5 protein-coding genes are annotated in these 18,452 nt (G+C 40.5%); 2 read left to right on the forward strand and 3 right to left on the reverse strand.

Features of this window, described 5'->3' with window-relative positions; all coding sequences use genetic code 11:
• Nucleotides 1-10,051: beta strand repeat-containing protein (locus WFZ85_RS12695; protein ID WP_342696675.1), on the reverse strand; the 10,051-nt coding region annotated here is incomplete at its 3' end.
• Nucleotides 10,052-10,878: 827 nt separating this feature from the next.
• Nucleotides 10,879-16,185 carry a GEVED domain-containing protein gene (locus WFZ85_RS12700; protein ID WP_342696676.1) on the reverse strand — a complete coding sequence of 1,769 codons (5,307 nt, stop codon included), beginning with the start codon at nucleotides 16,183-16,185 and terminating at the stop codon, nucleotides 10,879-10,881.
• Nucleotides 16,186-17,167: 982 nt separating this feature from the next.
• Between WFZ85_RS12700 and WFZ85_RS12705 the strand changes: the two genes are divergently transcribed.
• Together WFZ85_RS12705 and WFZ85_RS12710 are read left to right on the forward strand one after the other, a co-directional pair.
• The gene (locus WFZ85_RS12705; protein WP_342696677.1) at nucleotides 17,168-17,545 is read left to right on the forward strand and encodes a hypothetical protein; all 378 of its coding nucleotides are present in this window, start codon (nucleotides 17,168-17,170) and stop codon (nucleotides 17,543-17,545) included.
• Nucleotide 17,546: 1 nt separating this feature from the next.
• Nucleotides 17,547-17,849 (forward strand): hypothetical protein, encoded by a 303-nt coding sequence (locus WFZ85_RS12710; RefSeq protein WP_342696678.1) that lies wholly within the window; start codon nucleotides 17,547-17,549, stop codon nucleotides 17,847-17,849.
• Nucleotides 17,850-17,879: 30 nt separating this feature from the next.
• Here WFZ85_RS12710 and WFZ85_RS12715 read toward each other — a convergent pair whose 3' ends face one another.
• Nucleotides 17,880-18,035, reverse strand: a complete 156-nt coding sequence (locus WFZ85_RS12715) for a hypothetical protein (RefSeq protein WP_342696679.1) — start codon at nucleotides 18,033-18,035, stop codon at nucleotides 17,880-17,882.
• Nucleotides 18,036-18,452: the final 417 nt, after the last annotated feature.

Below are 18,452 nucleotides of genomic sequence, written 5' to 3' on the forward strand. Positions count from 1 at the left end.
CTGGAGTTAATTTTACTAATGGAACTATCGGACTTAATACAGTGATAGTATTACCCGCATATGGTACATTCTCTCCATCTATTACAGCAGCAGCTGTTACTGAGTAGCTGATGTTAAAGTTACGCATACTTAATGGGATAGTAATAAAACGTGTCGGTGAAGTCACTTCTTGACTCTCTAATGTTTGTAAATTAACTATCGTAAAGCGGTAAGTAGCGGTAGTAGCACCTGCAAAACTATAAGCTTGCGCTGCAACTCCCGTTGCAAATGATGGTAATACCGTGTTATTAGCCGTAGCCATATTTACCACAACTGGTGCACAGCCTTCTGAACGTAAACCATTACAATTTTCGTCAACTCCATTCCAACAGATTTCTGTTGCACCTGGGTTGATACCTGGGTTGTTATCGTTGCAGTCAACAGTAAGCGCAGTCAATTCACTTGCCAACTTACCATTTAACGGACGAGCACATTGTGTAACCGTAGCCGCTGATGATGGATAATTATCATTATCAGCATCTGTATACCAAACTGGTTGTGCACCTACAGTAACTGGAAGAGTTACTGCCGAACCAACACAAGTCGCCGCATTGGTTTCTACAACGCTTACACTTCCAGCGCCAGCAGCACCCCAAGTTACAGTAATACTGTTCGTATTGGTTCCTGAAGCTTGTGTACCTCCTGTGATAGTCCATGCATAAGTACTTCCAGCAGTGTTAGCAACACTATAAGAAGCAGTTGAACCTGCACAAGCAGTAGTCGTACCAACAATTGCCGAAGTAGCAGGCGCTGGGTTTATAGTAATAGTGCTACTTGCAGTAGCTTGACAACCTGCAGCATTGGTGAAGGTTGCTATTACAGTACCTGTGGCACTTGGTCTAGCAAAAATAGTAGCTCTTGGTGTAGTACCATTATAAGGCACAGTACCAGCAGCATCTGTGAACAGACCACCATTTTGAGATGACCAAACATACAACGGTTGTGGAGGATTAGTGCCTCCCGTAATTGAAATATTATAGTCTTCATATTCACCAAAATTAGACTGACCTAGACATGAGTCACCTGCTCCAACTTGTGAACTAAATCTTGAAGCTACGCGCATACGTGTAACACCATTAAATGCAGTAACAGGAATAGTTATATTTCCAGTTGCATTGTTAGGACTAAAAGTAGCTGTTGTAGTATTAAACACACTTTCAGTGGTTTCAAAAATACCATTTTGATTCATATCAACCCATATTCTAAATTGTTGAGCAAATAGAGAAGCTGTACCTCCAGCCTGCAAAGTCACAGGGTTTGAAACACCAGCTACAACATTAGCAGTCAATGAACTGTAATAAGTATAATCTGTGGCAGCGTCTCCACTATTGTTATTTACAATTCCAGCAAAGCTGAAATTATTAATAAAGTCACCTCCAGCTGCAATTATTATCATACTAGGAATACAATATTCTGACGGAATAAAACCACCTGCTCCAGTTAATAATACAGGGTTAGCATTACTACAAAGTGTGGCAGCTGTTGGAGTAACCGTAACAGGCGCTGGTAACGCTTGAATAGTTACAGTATAATTAATTGGTGTTCCTGTACAAGTACCACTAGTTGGTGTAATAACCAAGGTAGCGGTTCCAGCAATTCCTGTAAAGGAAGGTATCGAAGTAACACCAGTTTGATTAGCTAAGCCTATAGCAGCACCACCAGTAATATTGAATACAGCACCAGCCGAACCTGTTAAAGGAACTGCAGCAGTAGCTGTACCAGCACATACCGTAGAAGGCCAAGCAGCTGGAGCGTTTACTGTTGGTGTAGGAGTAATAGTCAACACAGCAACAGAACTAGTTACTGGAGTACCACCACAACCATCAGTAATAATAACATCATAGTTTCCAGAGTTAGCAGGGGTAGCATTTGGTATTGTGATTGAAGAGTTAATTTCTCCAAACAAATCTACACCATTTCTTCTCCATTGGTAAATCAAACCTGAACCGTTTGCTCCCACAGAAAGCGTAGCAGTAGCTCCTTGACAGAAACTAGCGTCTGCTGGCTGAGTACTTATTGCAATTCCAGTCGAAACAGCAACAGTTACTGTTTCAGTATCAGAACAACCTGTTGAGCTAGTCACAGTTACATTATATGTAGTAGGTGTAGTTACCGCCTGTGCAATCGGATTAGCAATGTTTGGATTGCTCAAAAAAGTAGTTGGCGACCACGAATAATTAATCGTAGGAAATACCGGAGTAAATGTATACGAAGTTCCAGTTGGAATATTCGCTACCGAAGAAATGCCGTTATTTGCCGTTACAGAGCTTACCGTAGAAGCGCTAGCTGGCGAACCAGGTGTAACGCTCAAGAAGTTTCCGGTAGCTCCGGTAATACCAATAGAAGCACTCAAAGTATTAGGCACTAAATTACCATAGTTAAAACGTACCAAATTGGTAGTTTCAAACAACTGCACTTGGAAGTTACAAACAGGATTGCTATTCGAACCACTTCCTCCAATAGAAACATTCGCCCATTGAATAGTAAGCACACGATTAGGAGACAATCCTGTTACTTCATAGCGTATCGTACCAGTCGTATTGTCATTGTCGTCCCATAATGGTGCAATGGTGTTTGTTACGGTTGTGGTTGCTAATGCATTAGTTAAACCAGCAGGAGTGCCAGTTCCTAAACGGATATGACCATTAGTACTCAAACCAAAATCGGTAAAAACAGTACCATTGTAAGTAAAATTAAAACCGATCGGTATTGCTGCTTGCGTTACGTCATCACCCACAGCGGTAGAAACTGTACCACCTGTTATAGGGGTATAAGTTCCTGTTGAACCTGCAAATATATAACTTGCTGGAGTTACAATTGCAAGCGGAGTATAACTTGCCTGCAATTGACTATCACCTCCTAAACATACTACACTTGGTGTTGCAAGAGCAGCAGCAGTTATAGCAGGAGATACAATAACAGTGACAGTACCACTATTAATACAGCCCGCAGTTGTTGTACCAGTAACCGTATAAGTGGTAGTAGCCGTTGGTGTAGCAGTAACAGTAGCTACATTTAAAGGAGCGGCTAAAGAAGGTGCGGCAGTCCAAACGTAAGTACCACCCGTACCAGCACCACTAGCAGTTAAAACACTACTACCTGTACCACAAATTGTAGGTACACTAGCAACAGCAGTTATAGTTGGCGTAACCACATTCAACTGAGCCGTATTTGACTCAATAGTAGTAGGACAACCTGCTGGACCTGATACCAAGCAACGATAAAAATAAGTACCTACCGCTAAAGCTGCTGTACTATTTACTGTTAACGTAGCACCAGTCGCATTTAGATAATTCGCCCCTGCTGGTGTATTATTCACTACAGACTGCCAGCCTGATGAACCATTAGCAGAATACTGCCATTGAAAGCCAGTACCTCCAGATGAAACCACGGTAAACGTCGAACTATTTACCGCATTAAAACAGATGGTTCTGTCTTGAACAGCACTTGGACCTGAAGTAACAACAGTCTGTATTGGATTAACTGTTAATACAGCTTCAGCAGAAGTAACAACAGTAGGATCCGAAACAAGATTTACTCTAAATCGGTAGTTATTGTTAGCAGTAGTAATACCGTTAACCACTAAAGAAGTAGAGAAAACATCACCACCAAAGGTAAGACCTCCAACGGTTAGGTTTTGATCGTCTATAACAATCCAATCATTAGTATCAAAAACTTCCCAAACAATAGAGTCAAAAGTACCTGTAGTAGTTACCGTAAAGGTAGCTGTACCAGAAGTACTACAAAGTGTTTGAGAGGCAGGATTAGTAACCGAGAATAATTCCACAGTTAATAAAGCACTTTCTGAAATAACTGGTGAAAGACATGGGCTACTTCCAGTAATCTCACATCGGTATGAAGTGCCCGAAAGTGCCAACGGTGCATCGGTAATAACAAGTATAGGACTTGTAGCTCCAGAGTATACTGCATCATTAGTAACTGGTGTAGTAAACGTAACACCATTGGTTGACGAGAACCACTGATAAGTTAAATTCGAACCTGTAGCAGCAACACTAAATTGTGTTGACGCATTGATTTCGATATTTTGGCTTGCAGGGTTGCTCGTTATAGCAACAGGTGAAAACACGTTTAGCGCAATAGTGTTAGGTAAGTTAGTAACACAACCTGTTGTAGTGTTATTCACAAAACCTCCTATCGTGGTTACACCAGCGGTCAAAGGTGTAACAATTCCGTTGGCATCAATAGTGGCAACTGCAGGATTAGAACTTGTCCAAGTCACCCCTTCCGTGGTAGTATCAAAATCAACTACAGCAGGGATAGTAGTAGTTCCCAAACATACTGCTGTAGCACCCCCTGTAATAGGAGTAACAGCATCAGCATTTTGTGTAACTACCACATTGCTTGAAACAGTATTACAACCAGCAGTTCCTGCTACAGTAGCATTATATGTTCTCGTAGCGGTTGGTCTAGAATATACCGTTGAAGCATTACCTCCAGTATAAGGAACAGTAGCAGCAGCATCTGTAAACAATTCGGTTGTTGGTGCCCATGTTATTGCATTAGCAACTGGTGGTGTAAATGTAAATGTTGTACCGACAGGAATATTTACATCGGTAACACTTGAATTATGTACAGTTGAAGAAACAGTTGAAGAGGCTATAGGTGAAAGTGGTGTAACGCTTAAATACTGCCCTACAGCACCTGACAAACCTACAGAAGCAGTTGGTGAAGATAAAGGAGCGCTCCTTGGTCCGTAAACAAACTGTACAGTACCATTCTCAAATAATCTCGCTTGCATAGATAGTGTTGGAGTAGTTGTACTACCAGTACCGCCCACATTCATATTAGTCCATTGTACTGTTAATACACGGTTCGGTGCTGTTCCTGTTGTAGCATAAATAATGCTACCATTAGCAGTATTGTTATCATCCCAGAATGCAGAAATTGCATTGGCAGTTGTCGGAAGAGCATTAGCTGAGAATCCTGTAATAGTCGGCGAGGTGTTACCCAGCAACAATAAACCATTTGAAGAAGCTGCGAAAACGGTTTGTGGTACGCCACCATAGTTAAAAGTAAAACCTATAGGCAAATTACCAATACCAACATCATCGCCAAGAGCAGTAGCTCCCAAAGTAGTGCCAGTAATAGGTGTATAAGTTCCAGCAGTAGCCGCAAAAGCATAGCTTGCAGGACTTAAAGGCTGCACAGCAGTCAATGTACTAATTCCATTCGCACAAACAGCGGCTGGAGTAGCCGTAGCAGAAGTTAAAACTGGGAAACCAGTTACAGTAGCTGTAAAAGTAGTAATAGCGTTACATACGCCATCAGTTGCAGTTACAGTATAGGTATACGTTCCAGCAGCAGTCGGCGTAATAGATTGTGAAGCCCCTGTTAAAGAAGTAGCAATACCACTTCCAGTAGCAGGAGACGCAGTCCAAGTATAAGAATAAGCACTATTGGCGCTTGTAGCCGTCACACTAAAAGCAGCATTCGCACACACCGCTTGATTGGCAATAGCGTCAATAGCAGTGGCAGCATCAACGGTAGCAGTTATAGGCGTTCTTAAACTCTCACAGCCCGTTGTTGGATTAACCACAGATACAAAGAAAGTAGTTGTAGCGCTTATAGCCGTTGTATAAGTAGCTGAAGTACTAGCTTGTAAAGGGGTAGTAGCTTCGTTAGTAGCATACCATCTAAAAGTGGGAGTAGTAAAGCCATTTGGATCAGTTACAGAAACCAAAGGAACAGCTATTCCACAAGAATTGGTTGTAACACCAGCGGCAGGTGCCGTTGGAAGAGGATTAACCACTATATTTAAGCCAGCAGGTGATATAGAACAACCTGCAGCATTAATAGTAGCAACATAAGTGGTACTAGAAGTTGGAGAAACAACTACTGGATTACCAGATACAGATGTAGTACCATCAAACCAGCTAACCGAAGTAATGGCTGGAGCAGGATTAAATCCAAAAGTAGCCAATGGTCTGTTAGCGAAAGTTGTTCCGCTTACAGCAGTACACGCACCAGCAGTTCCCAACAACTGAGAATTTCTAGATGTAGCAGGTGTAGTTGCGGCAAGCGTTGAGGTTGCGCTAGCTGATGCAACTGTATAACAAATATTAACTAAAACATCTGAGGTACCATTCCAAGAAAAAGGAGTTTGAAATGTATGAGTATTAACACCAGATACGGGCGTAAAAGAAGCTTGTGTAAATACTTGAGTTAATGGAACACTTTGGAACGCTGATACAGCTGTTGCGGCACTAGCAGAACCTAAACTAATAGTAAAATTAGTATAAGCACCTGAACCTAATGATGTTACATTAAACGCGATAGAAGTTAAGTTCCCGGCAGTAACACCAGCCGCAGTCAATTCAGCCGCTGTGTAAATAAGTTGGTGTCTAAAATCACCACTACCAAAACCATGTCTGTAAACACTACCACCAAACTCAGTAGTAGTTTGAGTACCTATAGTTGCAACTCCTGGTGAACTCAACACAGCAGTTAAAGTAGTAGAAGCACCCGCACAGATCGTTGATGCACTAGCATTACTAGAGGCAAACCCTAAAAGTGGCTCATCTCTATAAGTGACACCCGATTGCGTTTGAACCAAAGTATTAGCATCAGTAGCAGTTACCGACCAAGCCACAGTACCATTTACTGGGGTAACAGTAGGTATAACGCCCGACCAAGTATCAGTAGCTAAACCACCGTTATTAGTAGTATTACTCATCGTGATCGCAGTTTGTGCTACACCATTAATAGAGTAGTTAATCACTACTCCTGTAACGGCACCACCTCCGGGGGTCACGTCAACAGTAATAGTTCTAGCTACATTAGTACATTGATTACCAGCTGGACTAATTACTAAGTTAGCAAAATTAGCAGCTGCTTTATTACCTAACAAGAAGAAACCTGGCAAAGTAGTATTAGCAGGAGCAGTAGTAGTCATCGTAGTAGGTGTCGTAGTTACAGTAACGCCACCTTGCAAATCATAAGCCCCATTTGAAGTCGCACTAGCTGCAATAGCATCTCTGCCCGCAGTAGCATCGTTTAATTGAATTAAAGAGTTGGTAAAGTTAGCAGCACCCGCTGTAATACTAGCAGCCCAATACTTCGTATTGCTAATAGCACTAATATTTAAACCAGGTGTTCCACCAGCATCACCATCAAAAGCTTCTGCTTGAACGGTAACCGTACCACCAGCGTTGGTAGTAGGATTAACTAAAGCAAAAGTATTGATAGTTCCTTTTCCAATTGGGAAAGTATAAGTGCTACCAGTTGCTAAACTAGCTGGAAGCGTCAATGCTAATGGACCATTTACATAGGCAGTCAACGAAGTTCTCACTACGCTTCCTACGGTTGTTCCAGTAACGGTTAGTACATTAGAAGCATTGGTAGTAATATTACCTGTTCCTGCACCAAAAGTTAAAGTACCAACCCCCAAATTTCCACCAGCGATAACTACACCGCCAACGTTGGTTGTATTCAAAAATCCTAAAGATCTTGACGGAGGAATTTCAAAACCGGTTGTTCTTGCAGCAAGTTCCACACCGTAAAAAACACCGTGTGTACCTGTTCCTAAGTTATAGGTAGGAGCCACATCAAAAGATCCACCAGCAAGTACGTTACCAGTATATCCTATTTGAACAACTGTGTTTAAAGCAGCGCCAGTTCCGATAGTAATTAAGTTACTTCCGGTAATCGTACCGTTGAATAAGTTAACTCTTAAAGTAATAATAGGATTCGTAGTCGAAATAGTCAAACCACTAGTGTTTAGCAAAGAAAGTGAACCAATATTAGTCAATACGGTTCCTGTACCGTTAAATGTTTGAGCCACATTCGTTGGAGAGAAGAACTGTAAATTTGAAGCCGCAGCCGTTCCTGTCAAAGTACCATTATTGGTAAATGTTGTACCTCTTTGAGAAAGCACACCTGAATTCAAATCCAATCGCGCTAAACTGGCAATAGTCGTATTTCCTAAAACAGCTACAGTACCAAAGGAGTTGTTTCCTACTTGGAAAGTAGAAGTGCCATTAATGTTTAAATTACCATTAACGGTTACTAATCCAGAAGTAGTTGCTCTAAACAAAGCAGCACCTGAACCAGTAGCTGAAATCGTCAAATTTCCTTTGATCACAGCAGTGGTACCAGTACCCCAAACACTCATACTTCCAGTTAAAGTCGTAGAATTGAAGACGAAATTACCGAAGCTTTGAGTTGGGTTTGTGATCCCTGTTGAAGATGTTCCTCCAGTAATAGTTACAGTAGAAGTAGTATCCCATGTTGCCAAAGGTATAAATCCATTAGTAGAAGTAAAAGACCCATGTAAATAATTGGAATTGGCACCAAATGCCAAAGTAGCAGCAGACCCTAATAAACATCCAGATGCGCCTGCAATATTGTTATTAACCGAACCAGTTACTGTAACTAATGTTCCTGTACCACCAGTGGTAGTAATCACGTTTGAAGTACTTCCTGCCGCATTATAGGTTCCAGCAATGAGACCAGTATTTCCAGTGCCACTAAATGCAAAAGCACAGGCATTAGCAGCATTAATTAATTGCAATGTACTGCCAGCCTCCACTACTAAATCATCACCTCCTCCACCAGAAATGGTAGTAGTACGAGTAGTAGTGATACTGGATTGCAATGATAATGTCGTATTACTAGTTACTCTGAACTGACCAATAGTTTGCCCTGCCACATCATGACTAATAATTAAGGAACCACCCGGAGTAGTTCCTGCACCATCCACAATCAGAATATCGGTAGCAGCAGGTGTAGTTCTAGTTGAACCTCCACCGGCAGGATTAGTATTCCAGTTAGCAGCTGTGCCCCATGTGCCGCCAGAGGCACCTACCCAAAAATAAGTAGCACCAGCAGTTGTGGATTGAGAACCTGTTAATCCAGGACTGCTCACAGAAGCTTCACCGCTAACCGCCTGTATACGATAAAAATAGGTAGTCCCAGGTATTAAACCCGTTTGCACAGAATTGTATGCACCGCCTGTAGCAGCGCCTGTAGTACTTGTAACACTTAAAACTGTCAGACCCTGAGTAAACCCAGCATCAGTAGCTCTTATGATAGCAAAAGAAGACTCATTGGTACTGTTATCTATCCAGTTAACAGTTATTGCTGCACTTCCAACTGCCGTAAAAGTCAGCGTGATAGGGTCAGCAACAGAAACTTGTGTTGGTGTAAATGTAAAAAACCTGCGACTTCCCTGTGCAGCCGAACCTAAGTTCGCAATTAAAGGCGAAGCAGTTGCAGTACCTGAACCAGCCGCTATAGTGTTTGACGCAAGGGTTGTACCAAGCGCAAATGTTGGTGTAGCAGAAAGAGTCACCGAACCCGCTGTCGTAGCTGTGTTGCTCGAAGCAATAAAAATTGATCGAGTTTGTGAAGAAGAAGATGCGTTAAACAACTCACCATATATGTAGGTAACAGCACCCGTGGCTTCGTCCAACCAAACCTGCATATTACCAGCATTGGTTACATCCACAAAACCAACAGTAAATTGATTCCACTCCACAACCAATTTACGGTTGGGAGCAGTACCAAATACCCGTATACGAATACCATTACCCACCTCGTTATCTCCACTCATCGGAGATAATATCGCGCGTCCGGCAACTAGAGCCGACTCCTGCGAACCAGCAGCGGTAGCGCCAGCCGAAGTATGCAACAACATCTGTCCATTGGAGTTCGCGCTAAAGTGCGAATAAACTTGCCCCATAAAAGGGAAATTAAATCCAATAGCAGTAACAGTTCCACCTAAGTCGTCATTACGACCCGTCATGATAGTGGTAGCACCAGTAGAAAGATCCTCTAAGGATCCATTCGTCCCCGTGCTGTAGGCATAATTGGCTAAGGTCTGCGCACCGACATGATGCCCAAAAGTAAGGGACAACAGCAGAACAAACACCGCCAACCATGACTTGGTCATGGCTTTTGAACCAGAAATAGGCGGCGAACCGACCGTCTCCCCAATTCCATTTTTAAGAAGGGTATCCCTACCCGATCTTAAACAATTGTAGTTGTTGATCATAGATTAAATAATTTAGTTTAATTAATTTGTTAAGTGAGTTAATTGCAAACAATAATCACAAGTTGTGAATTTACAATATAATGTTAATTAAATAATAACAGGTTGTTAACTTTTCGACGAATGACGTATTTAATCGTTTAACGTAACAATCAAATAAACATTCTAAAAAACCACTAAAGTAAAATCTGTCACAAACAAAATACTAACCATTTCTTACCCAAATTAAGAGTACACAGTTTACAGTTTACAGTATACAGTGTACAGTATACAGTGTACAGTATACAGTTTACAGTATACAGTATATAGTTTACAGTATACAATTTACAGTACACAGTTTACAGTATACAATATACAGCAAAGCCCTTAGCGTTCACAATACAACAAATCCAAACTAACATCACAATAGCCTGCTAAAACTTTGAGAACTTTGTGCTCAAACGTCATCAACTTTGTGCTCCAAAAAAAACTTGCGCCTTAGCGCCTTTGCAGCAAAAAAACCTTGTGAACTTCGTGTAAAACCCTCGTGCCCTGCGTGGTTATACCAAAAAAAGACGCTATGCTCTATTTTGAAAGACCATAGCTATGTGAAAAATGAAATTTTCTTAAATACGCTATTAATATGTGTCTCTATGTGGTTGAAAAAATAACAATCGAACTGAGGTTTACAGCTAAAAATAAATCAATAAAAACTTGTGCCCTTAATGAAAATCATTGTGCCCTTAGTGGTTAAACCAAAAAAAAAGAGTTCCCAAAATCTGGAAACTCTTTTAATCTAAAATTGTTATGAAAAGTGCACCTCGTACCTAAAACCTAGTACCTCGTACCTCCTAATACACTACTTTCTTAGTTACTACAACCCCATCAGCACCTTCAATTTTTACTAACAGTACCTGATTCGTCTTTGGTAACGTAGTAAACACGGCCGTAGTTCCACCTATTTGTTTTTGTGTCGCTAGTTGTCTTCCTCTGATATCAAATATAGTAACCGTTTCCATCACAGCAGTACCCGAATTAACGATTAAACCACTTTCGTTAGTGTAAACTACGACAGTATTTTCATTAAAAGCGGGATTATCAATACCCAATAAAGCATTAGTATAGCGCACTATAAAACGATTTTCAAATGTCCCTACTGCTGTAGCAAAAGTATATGACGACTCTTTTAAATCATGAACAACACCCGAAAGCGTATCTTCAAGATAAATAGCTTGGTCTTCAAACAAGCCATCAAAATCAGCAAGAGCTATGGTATAAGTACCCGCAATAGGCGCTTTATAACCTAGTGGTACGATTTCATTCACATCAAAAGGTAGTGTTCTTCCCTGTATGCTTAACTTTTCATCATCCACTTTCGTATATAAAGTAACCGAGCTGGTAGCATCTATCATCTTTCCGTCAAACAAACGGTCCATGCCATTGGTTGCCGTTTCAATATAACCTACCAAAACCTGTTTGAAGGCATTTTGTTCTCCAGTTATATTCAACCAGTAACGGTGCTTTTCTAAAATGGAATTGGTTTGATTACTACCATTTGTTCTATAAAACTGCGCGTTGTTTCCAGGCTCTCGCATCGCGTTAGTATAAGTAACCGTGCCTGTTGACAAACCTTCCACAAAAAATCCTTGACCAGAAGCTATAAATCCTGTAGGTGCAGTACTGTTACCAGCTCCAATCGTGGTCGCTGCAAAACCAGTACCATTCCAAGAGGCGTAATCAGCTGGGTTATAAGCGAAAGGTGCGGTAGACTGCGTATTATGAGTCCAGAAATAAAGCGTTCCATTAATGGCAGGATTAGCCGCAATTAAATCAGCAGCATCCAAAGCACTTGGATACGGATTACCTAGTAGGTTCATAGTGCCTCCACCTCCTATTACAGGAACTGTTATCGTACCGTTATTAGGAACACCAACAAAAGAGGCTGTGTGTACCGATGGCGTATTTGGGATCGGATTAGGCGGCGGTAAATTAAATGACGTTGGCGCTCTAAAAATATACCCTCTTCCCGGAACCATTGTATTTGTAGGGTTAAAATACGACCAGTTATTTATCGAGGAGTTAAATTCATAAGCCAAGGTTATTGGCGATCCTGGTGAAACCGCCAGTAAAGTCATTGGGTTTACTGGTGTAGACCAATACGTATAATCAAATCGGAACATAGGAGCAGCATCGCGCACGCTTGTAATGTTTCCTGAGTTACCTCCTGAGAAAACACCCGGCGCATTAGCCACATTATTCACTTGATACAAACTGGCATCATCGTTAAAAGTTAAAGTTCCTCCCGCAACATTCACAGTGGTCTGCACGGTCAAGGTATGTCCCCCATTAAAAACTACATTCCCTGAAGTAACCAAAACACTACAAGCATTCAAATCGCCGGTGGAACTATAGTTTCCTTGGAATTCCGCTACGGTCGCATTGTTAGGCGCACCGACAGACCATGCGCTACCATTCCAAATTGTTCTTGCTATAGAAATAGAAGCTATAGCGGAGAAATGGGTACAAGATCCGTTAGTCACCTCTGCTCTAAAATAGCGTATTCCACTGAATAATCCAATCTGCGCAGCCGTTAACGTAGCGGCATTACTGGTAGGAATAGTGACCACACCCGATGCAAAAGTAGGACTGCTAGAAAACTGCCATCTAGTTACGGTGCCACTAAAACCAGTTAAGGTCAAATCACTTACCGGTGATGTACAAGAAAGCACTTGGTTTAGCGGCGACGGCGCACCACCCGATACTGGGGTGACAGTAACTGGAACGACTCTTGTCGCGACACAACCCGCACCAGTAGAAGTAGCCGTAAAACTCAAAGGAGCAGCACTCGTAGTTCTAACAAATACGGTAGCCGTAGGTGTACCTGTATAAGGTATTAAACCTGCAGGATCAGTAAATAAATTAGCCGTTGGCGACCAAGTAATATTAGAGGAATTCGTTCCCGATACTACTACATTATCAATAGACCAGCGATAACCCCAATCTGCTGAGTAAATAAATCGTAAACGTAAATTAGTAAAGCCCAAACCAGTATAAGCATTTAAGCTAATGACTTGATTAGCAAAATTAGTTGGTCCACCAGCACTAGTACTGGTAAAAACAATCAAATCAGTATAATTAGTACCGCCATCAGTAGAGATTTGTACCGTTGCAGAACCATTAATCCATGCACGATAATAGTGCCAAAAACTTAACGAGGCATCCGTATAGGTTGATAAATCAAATACGGGCGAAATTAACTGAGTTCGAGTTTGACCGCCACTTCCGTGCCAGTCGCTATCCGTTGTATAAAACTGAGTATTGTCATTACTTCTCAAAGTCTCCACAGCCGTAGCCGTAGTAAATGGGCTAGGACGTAAGGTCCAAGCTGCTCTTGTAGCATCAGTCCCCAAAGTAGAAGTATTTAATGTAGAATAACCACCAGGTCCACCATTAAAGTTTTCGCTAACGCCAGGCACCACTGCCCCAGACACGATTCCTCCAGTAGCCGTCAACGCTTGACCCGTTAGGGCATTCTGACAAATAGTAGGAGTGGCAGGAGTAATAACTATAGGAGTTGGCGTAGGTCGCACGGTCACAGGTAAGACCACTGAATTGCTATCAAAAGGACTACTAGTTTGTTGCCCTGTTAAAGTATAAACAGTCGTAGTGGTAGGACTAAAAGTATAAACGCCACCACCCAAATCAGTAACGCCTGTAGATGGCGACCACGAATACACATTAAAGTTACCTAAAGGGGAATTAATCCTTACATTAGGTGTCGTTTCACCACTACAGATAGAGGCAGTTGCCGTGTCTATGGTTAAAACAGGTGGCAAGGTAGCGTCTATAAAAATGGTATAATCTTGTGTTGAACCACTACCAAATATGGTACATGCATCCGAAGCAGCATTAGGATTTCCATTTAGGCGGCTTCGTACACGCATTTTGGTTGAACCACCGGTTGCACCAGCAGGAATGGTTATATTGACCGTACCCGAATTGGCATCAGTCCATACTTGTGTCCACTCACTAACTTCAAAAACAGCATTGCGGTTGTAATCAATCCAAACAGAAACAATACTGGCTCCCGATGTAGCTACTTGCAACGGATAAGTTTGGGTTACTCGAACTATAGTAGTCGTAGTAGGACCAGGCGCATAATCATTATAAAAAGGACTTACCTGCACTACCGAATTATTGATAGCGTTAAATCGCACCGAGGTAATGTTACTACCTCCTGATTGCGTAGGCACACAATACCCTGCTGGCGGTGGTGGCGGTGGTGCTGCGGTAGTAAAAGTACCTACCGTAGACCAAGAACTAAACTCCCCACTACCACAGTTGGAACGAACCCAAAAATAATAGGTAGTACTAGCGGCTAAACCCGACACCGTTGTAATCACTGTACCTGCTGGCAAACTAGCTGTGGGTACCGTGATAGATGTAGGTGCCGTTGGAGAGGTGCTAACAAAATAGCTATACCCATCACTAGGCGGTGTGGCTGGCGCTGTCCAGCTGATAGCGGCGGTGCTCGATGACGGAGTCCCCGCAATCAAAGCCGTAGGTGGTCTACAGGTAGACACCTCCACCACAATATCGTCTAACTGCAAGCTACCATTAGTAGCATTAGCATAGCCATGAAAACCTATATAATAAGTACCTGCGGCAGGCACTGTAAAGTTCAACGCATTATTTATTGGAGAAGTTTTAATATCGTTATGGTCTACTAATAAGGTGGTCATACCTGCCACGGTATTGGCAGCGCCATACCAAACACGCATTCTTTGTTGGAAAAACACCTGTTCTCTAGTTCCTCCATATTTATAGGACAAGCGATAATCGCCCGCCGCAGGAAAATCAATAGCTTGAGTAAAATACCACGCATTTTGTGCAAGGTTACCCGTCGTAATTAAATTTTTATTATTAAAACCAAAAAGAGCCAAACTTGAATTATCTGTCGTTCTAAAATTGGCACCCGATGGAGCAACTACCGTAGTACAAAAGGGCATCCCTGGCACCGTAGCGGTTTCAAAATTTTGACTATAGGGTATCGTAGCGACAGGACATACTGGCAATATAGAAACGGTTGAAGGAGCGGTATTACTAGGCAACCACACATTTCTACAACTGGACTTCACATAAAAATAATATGTTGTCCCTTCCAATAATCCTGGTATTAAAACTGACGTACTACTGGTATTGCCAAAGGCAAATCTCCCAACAGCACCCGAACCTGGATCACCACTGGTGCGCACTTCCCAATCATAACCGCCAGCAGGAGGTATAGAGGGCGCACTCCAACTTAGGTTTGCCGTACTATTATCGCCAAGTAACGTAGCCGTTAGACCTGAAGGTGAAAAACAAGGTGTCCATAAAAAACGCGTGACATTAGCATTAAAAACGGTATTACTCAATGTCATAAAAGCAGTATTTGAGCCACCAGGAAGAGTAGAAGTCCAGTTACCCGTTCCTCCATTTACGATTCTATTATTAAAATCTCCATTAGTAGTACCTCTCAATCCTACTTGACCATTGGCAGAGCCAGCTACTGGTAATGGAGGAAAGGCATCATAGAGTATTTCAATTAGGTTAGTACCTTCGTGCAACCTGATTTGCATATTGAGTAAACCATTAATTTGCGGTACCGCAGGTTTTCTAACCACGTTTTCATATTGTACGGTAAATATCCTGCTACCAGCCACACCAGTGGTTAGGTAGCTAACAGTTGATACGGTTGTTAAAGGATAGGCTGGATTGGTACTTGCTGCTTGTAAATTTACCCCATAAGCTGAAATGACACCAGCAAAAGCCGCTCCTGAGCTTATAGGAGAAGGAAGATTAAATAACGGTGCTGTACCAAATGTTATAAAACCATTATCAGAAACAAATACCTGATTGTAGGTAACGTTATTAAAAATAAAATCAAAACCTAACGGGGCAGTTACTATAGGATTATTCACCGCTGGATAATTTGTAACCAAAGTTCCTCCAGTAATAGGGGTATAAGTCAAACCGGTGTCAACTTGCGAGAAAAGGTAGTTAGTATTTACTTGCGCTTTGGAAGCCGTAGTTACTACTAACAAGCACAGCAGCGCTAGCCAAGTTGGTACTACTTTTTTTAAAGAATTACTCGGGACAAGAAGTAATGTTTTTTTCATAATACTATACTTTAATATATAATGAATAAGAAATAATAATATAATCGTAACGTTAAATTAATTTTGCGAGGCTAAAAATACAGTATTTCACCCTATTTACTATACCTAGCAGGCAACAAAATGATTTTTTTCGACCAACGGCGCAAAGCATCGGTTAAAACACTATATACTGTACTCTTTTTACACTAAAAAAAACAACAGCGACCTAGTTTTAAACCATACTTTACCATAAACATACAAAAATAATTTTTTTAGCATTATGTAGCCAATAAAACCATAAAATGTCAACTTAAAATAGTAAATGTTAATAAGTTGTCACCAAATTAACATATTTATATCAATTTTTAACAAAAAAGCAATAAAGGAAATCTTATTTTTTATAAGGGAAGAGGGAAGAGGGAAAAGTGAAAAGGGAAGAGGGAAAAGTGAAAAGTGAAAAGTGAAGAGTGAAGAGGGAAGAGGGAAGAGTGAAAGGTGACGAGTGAAAAGTGAAAAGTGAAAAGGGAAGAGTGAAAAGGGAAGAGGGAAAAGTGAAAAGTGAAAAGTGAAGAGAACGTGTATATCAGTAAACAAACGACTACCCCTGCAATCCTAAGCGCAGTCCAAGAAACCTTTAACCTATTAAACAATTAAACCCTACTGCCATCCTGAGCCCAGTCGAAGAAATCCAAGTATAACGATTAAACGAATAACATTAAAACATTTAAACAAGGTAACTGTAATATAATTTTACTCCAAGTATAATATTTTATAACTTTTTGAGTACATATGATACTAAACATTATGTAAATACACATAATACAAATGTTGAAATTTAACAATACTTTATATGCAAGCATAACTTTTTGTTTGTAACTTTGTCAAATAAGTTAGTAGTTAACCTACCTTTTAACGATAAAAAAAGCATTTTATCGAATTTATAGGTTACTTTATAGGTATTGCTGACATTAATTATATATTTATTCCACTAAAACTAGAACAAGTGAAATTTACTGAAGCAAATATTGAAATTAATAGAATTGATGGAAAACTATCTTCTATAACAATTGATATGCCTATATGGGATAAAATTGTTGAAGATGAGTTCATGTCGGTTAATATCCCTTTTTTAGGTATTAAAACTTTTGCTAAAAACGAAATAGATTCCCGAGAAGCTATTAAAGAATGTATAAATCTTTTTTGTGTAACAAGTGAAAAATTTGGTAACGGATTAGAAACTGAATTAAGATTGTTAGGTTGGGATTTCATATCAGAAGATGAAGAATCTGTTTTAATGTCATTCAACACTTCAAATGTAATATTTGACCAAATTATGGAAACAGGAGATAAATTTGTTGAAACACTTGAATTGACCTGTTAGAATGGCGCATCCCACAGTAGATATTAGCTTTATCGATAAACAGATAAGAGCTAAACAGAAACTTGAGATAAATGGATATTTTAAGGCTGGTAAATCTCACGCTTATATAGTTATTGGTCACAAACCTCTACATAAACGTAGAATTGTAGTAAGAGAGTTTGATGATAGCAAGTACAATGAACCTCAAGTAAATTTTATGCAAGCTACAGGTATTGCAATAGTATGGGGGTTTATGCGAGAATTATTGGATTGGTATGAAGATAATAGAGATTGGAAAGAAGGTGGTTATTTCGTAAAAGAATAAATATAGCAGCCCCTTATTTGAAGCTTTTTATTATTTATTTTTAGCATTAAAATCAGATAGTTTATTATCAGCTAATAAATCTGGATCAATATTGAAATCATCATCAAACAAAGATATTTGAGAGTCTTTTTGATATTTATCTTTAAATAATTTTTCAAAAGACTTTTTATCTTTTAAAATTTCCATTAACAAGGTTAAACCCTACTATCTTCCTGAGCGCAGTACAAGAAACCCTTAACCGATTAAACAATTAAACCCTACTGCCATCCTGAGCGCAGCCCAATAAACCCTTAAACATCCAAACATACAACCTCCAACCATAACCTTCAACTACAAACCACTATAAACATACCACCAATACTTACCCCACATATACCACCTCCAACACCACCTTTTCCATAGCTTTAAAAGGGTATAGTTTACCATTAATCTCCTGCATAAAGCGTGTAAAAACAACCGCTATTTTAGTTCCGTTGCCATCAGGAAATTGATTTGGTGCCAAAGCAAGTGGCGCATCGCTACTATTTTTAGGAATAAAAAATAATGAAACGATAGGGTGTCTTTAGTGTTGCTTTGCTTCATTGTAAAGCATCACATTGCTGG

This window comes from Flavobacterium aureirubrum, from assembly GCF_038739835.1.
Lineage (GTDB): Bacteria > Bacteroidota > Bacteroidia > Flavobacteriales > Flavobacteriaceae > Flavobacterium > Flavobacterium aureirubrum.

What these genes read in the sequence shown, in the direction of transcription:
- WFZ85_RS12700 (WP_342696676.1), bottom strand. Translation starts at nt 16,185, where the DNA reads ATGAAAAAAACATTACTTCTTGTCCCGAGTAATTCTTTAAAAAAAGTA.
- WFZ85_RS12710 (WP_342696678.1), top strand. Translation starts at nt 17,547, where the DNA reads ATGGCGCATCCCACAGTAGATATTAGCTTTATCGATAAACAGATAAGA.
- WFZ85_RS12715 (WP_342696679.1), bottom strand. Translation starts at nt 18,035, where the DNA reads ATGGAAATTTTAAAAGATAAAAAGTCTTTTGAAAAATTATTTAAAGAT.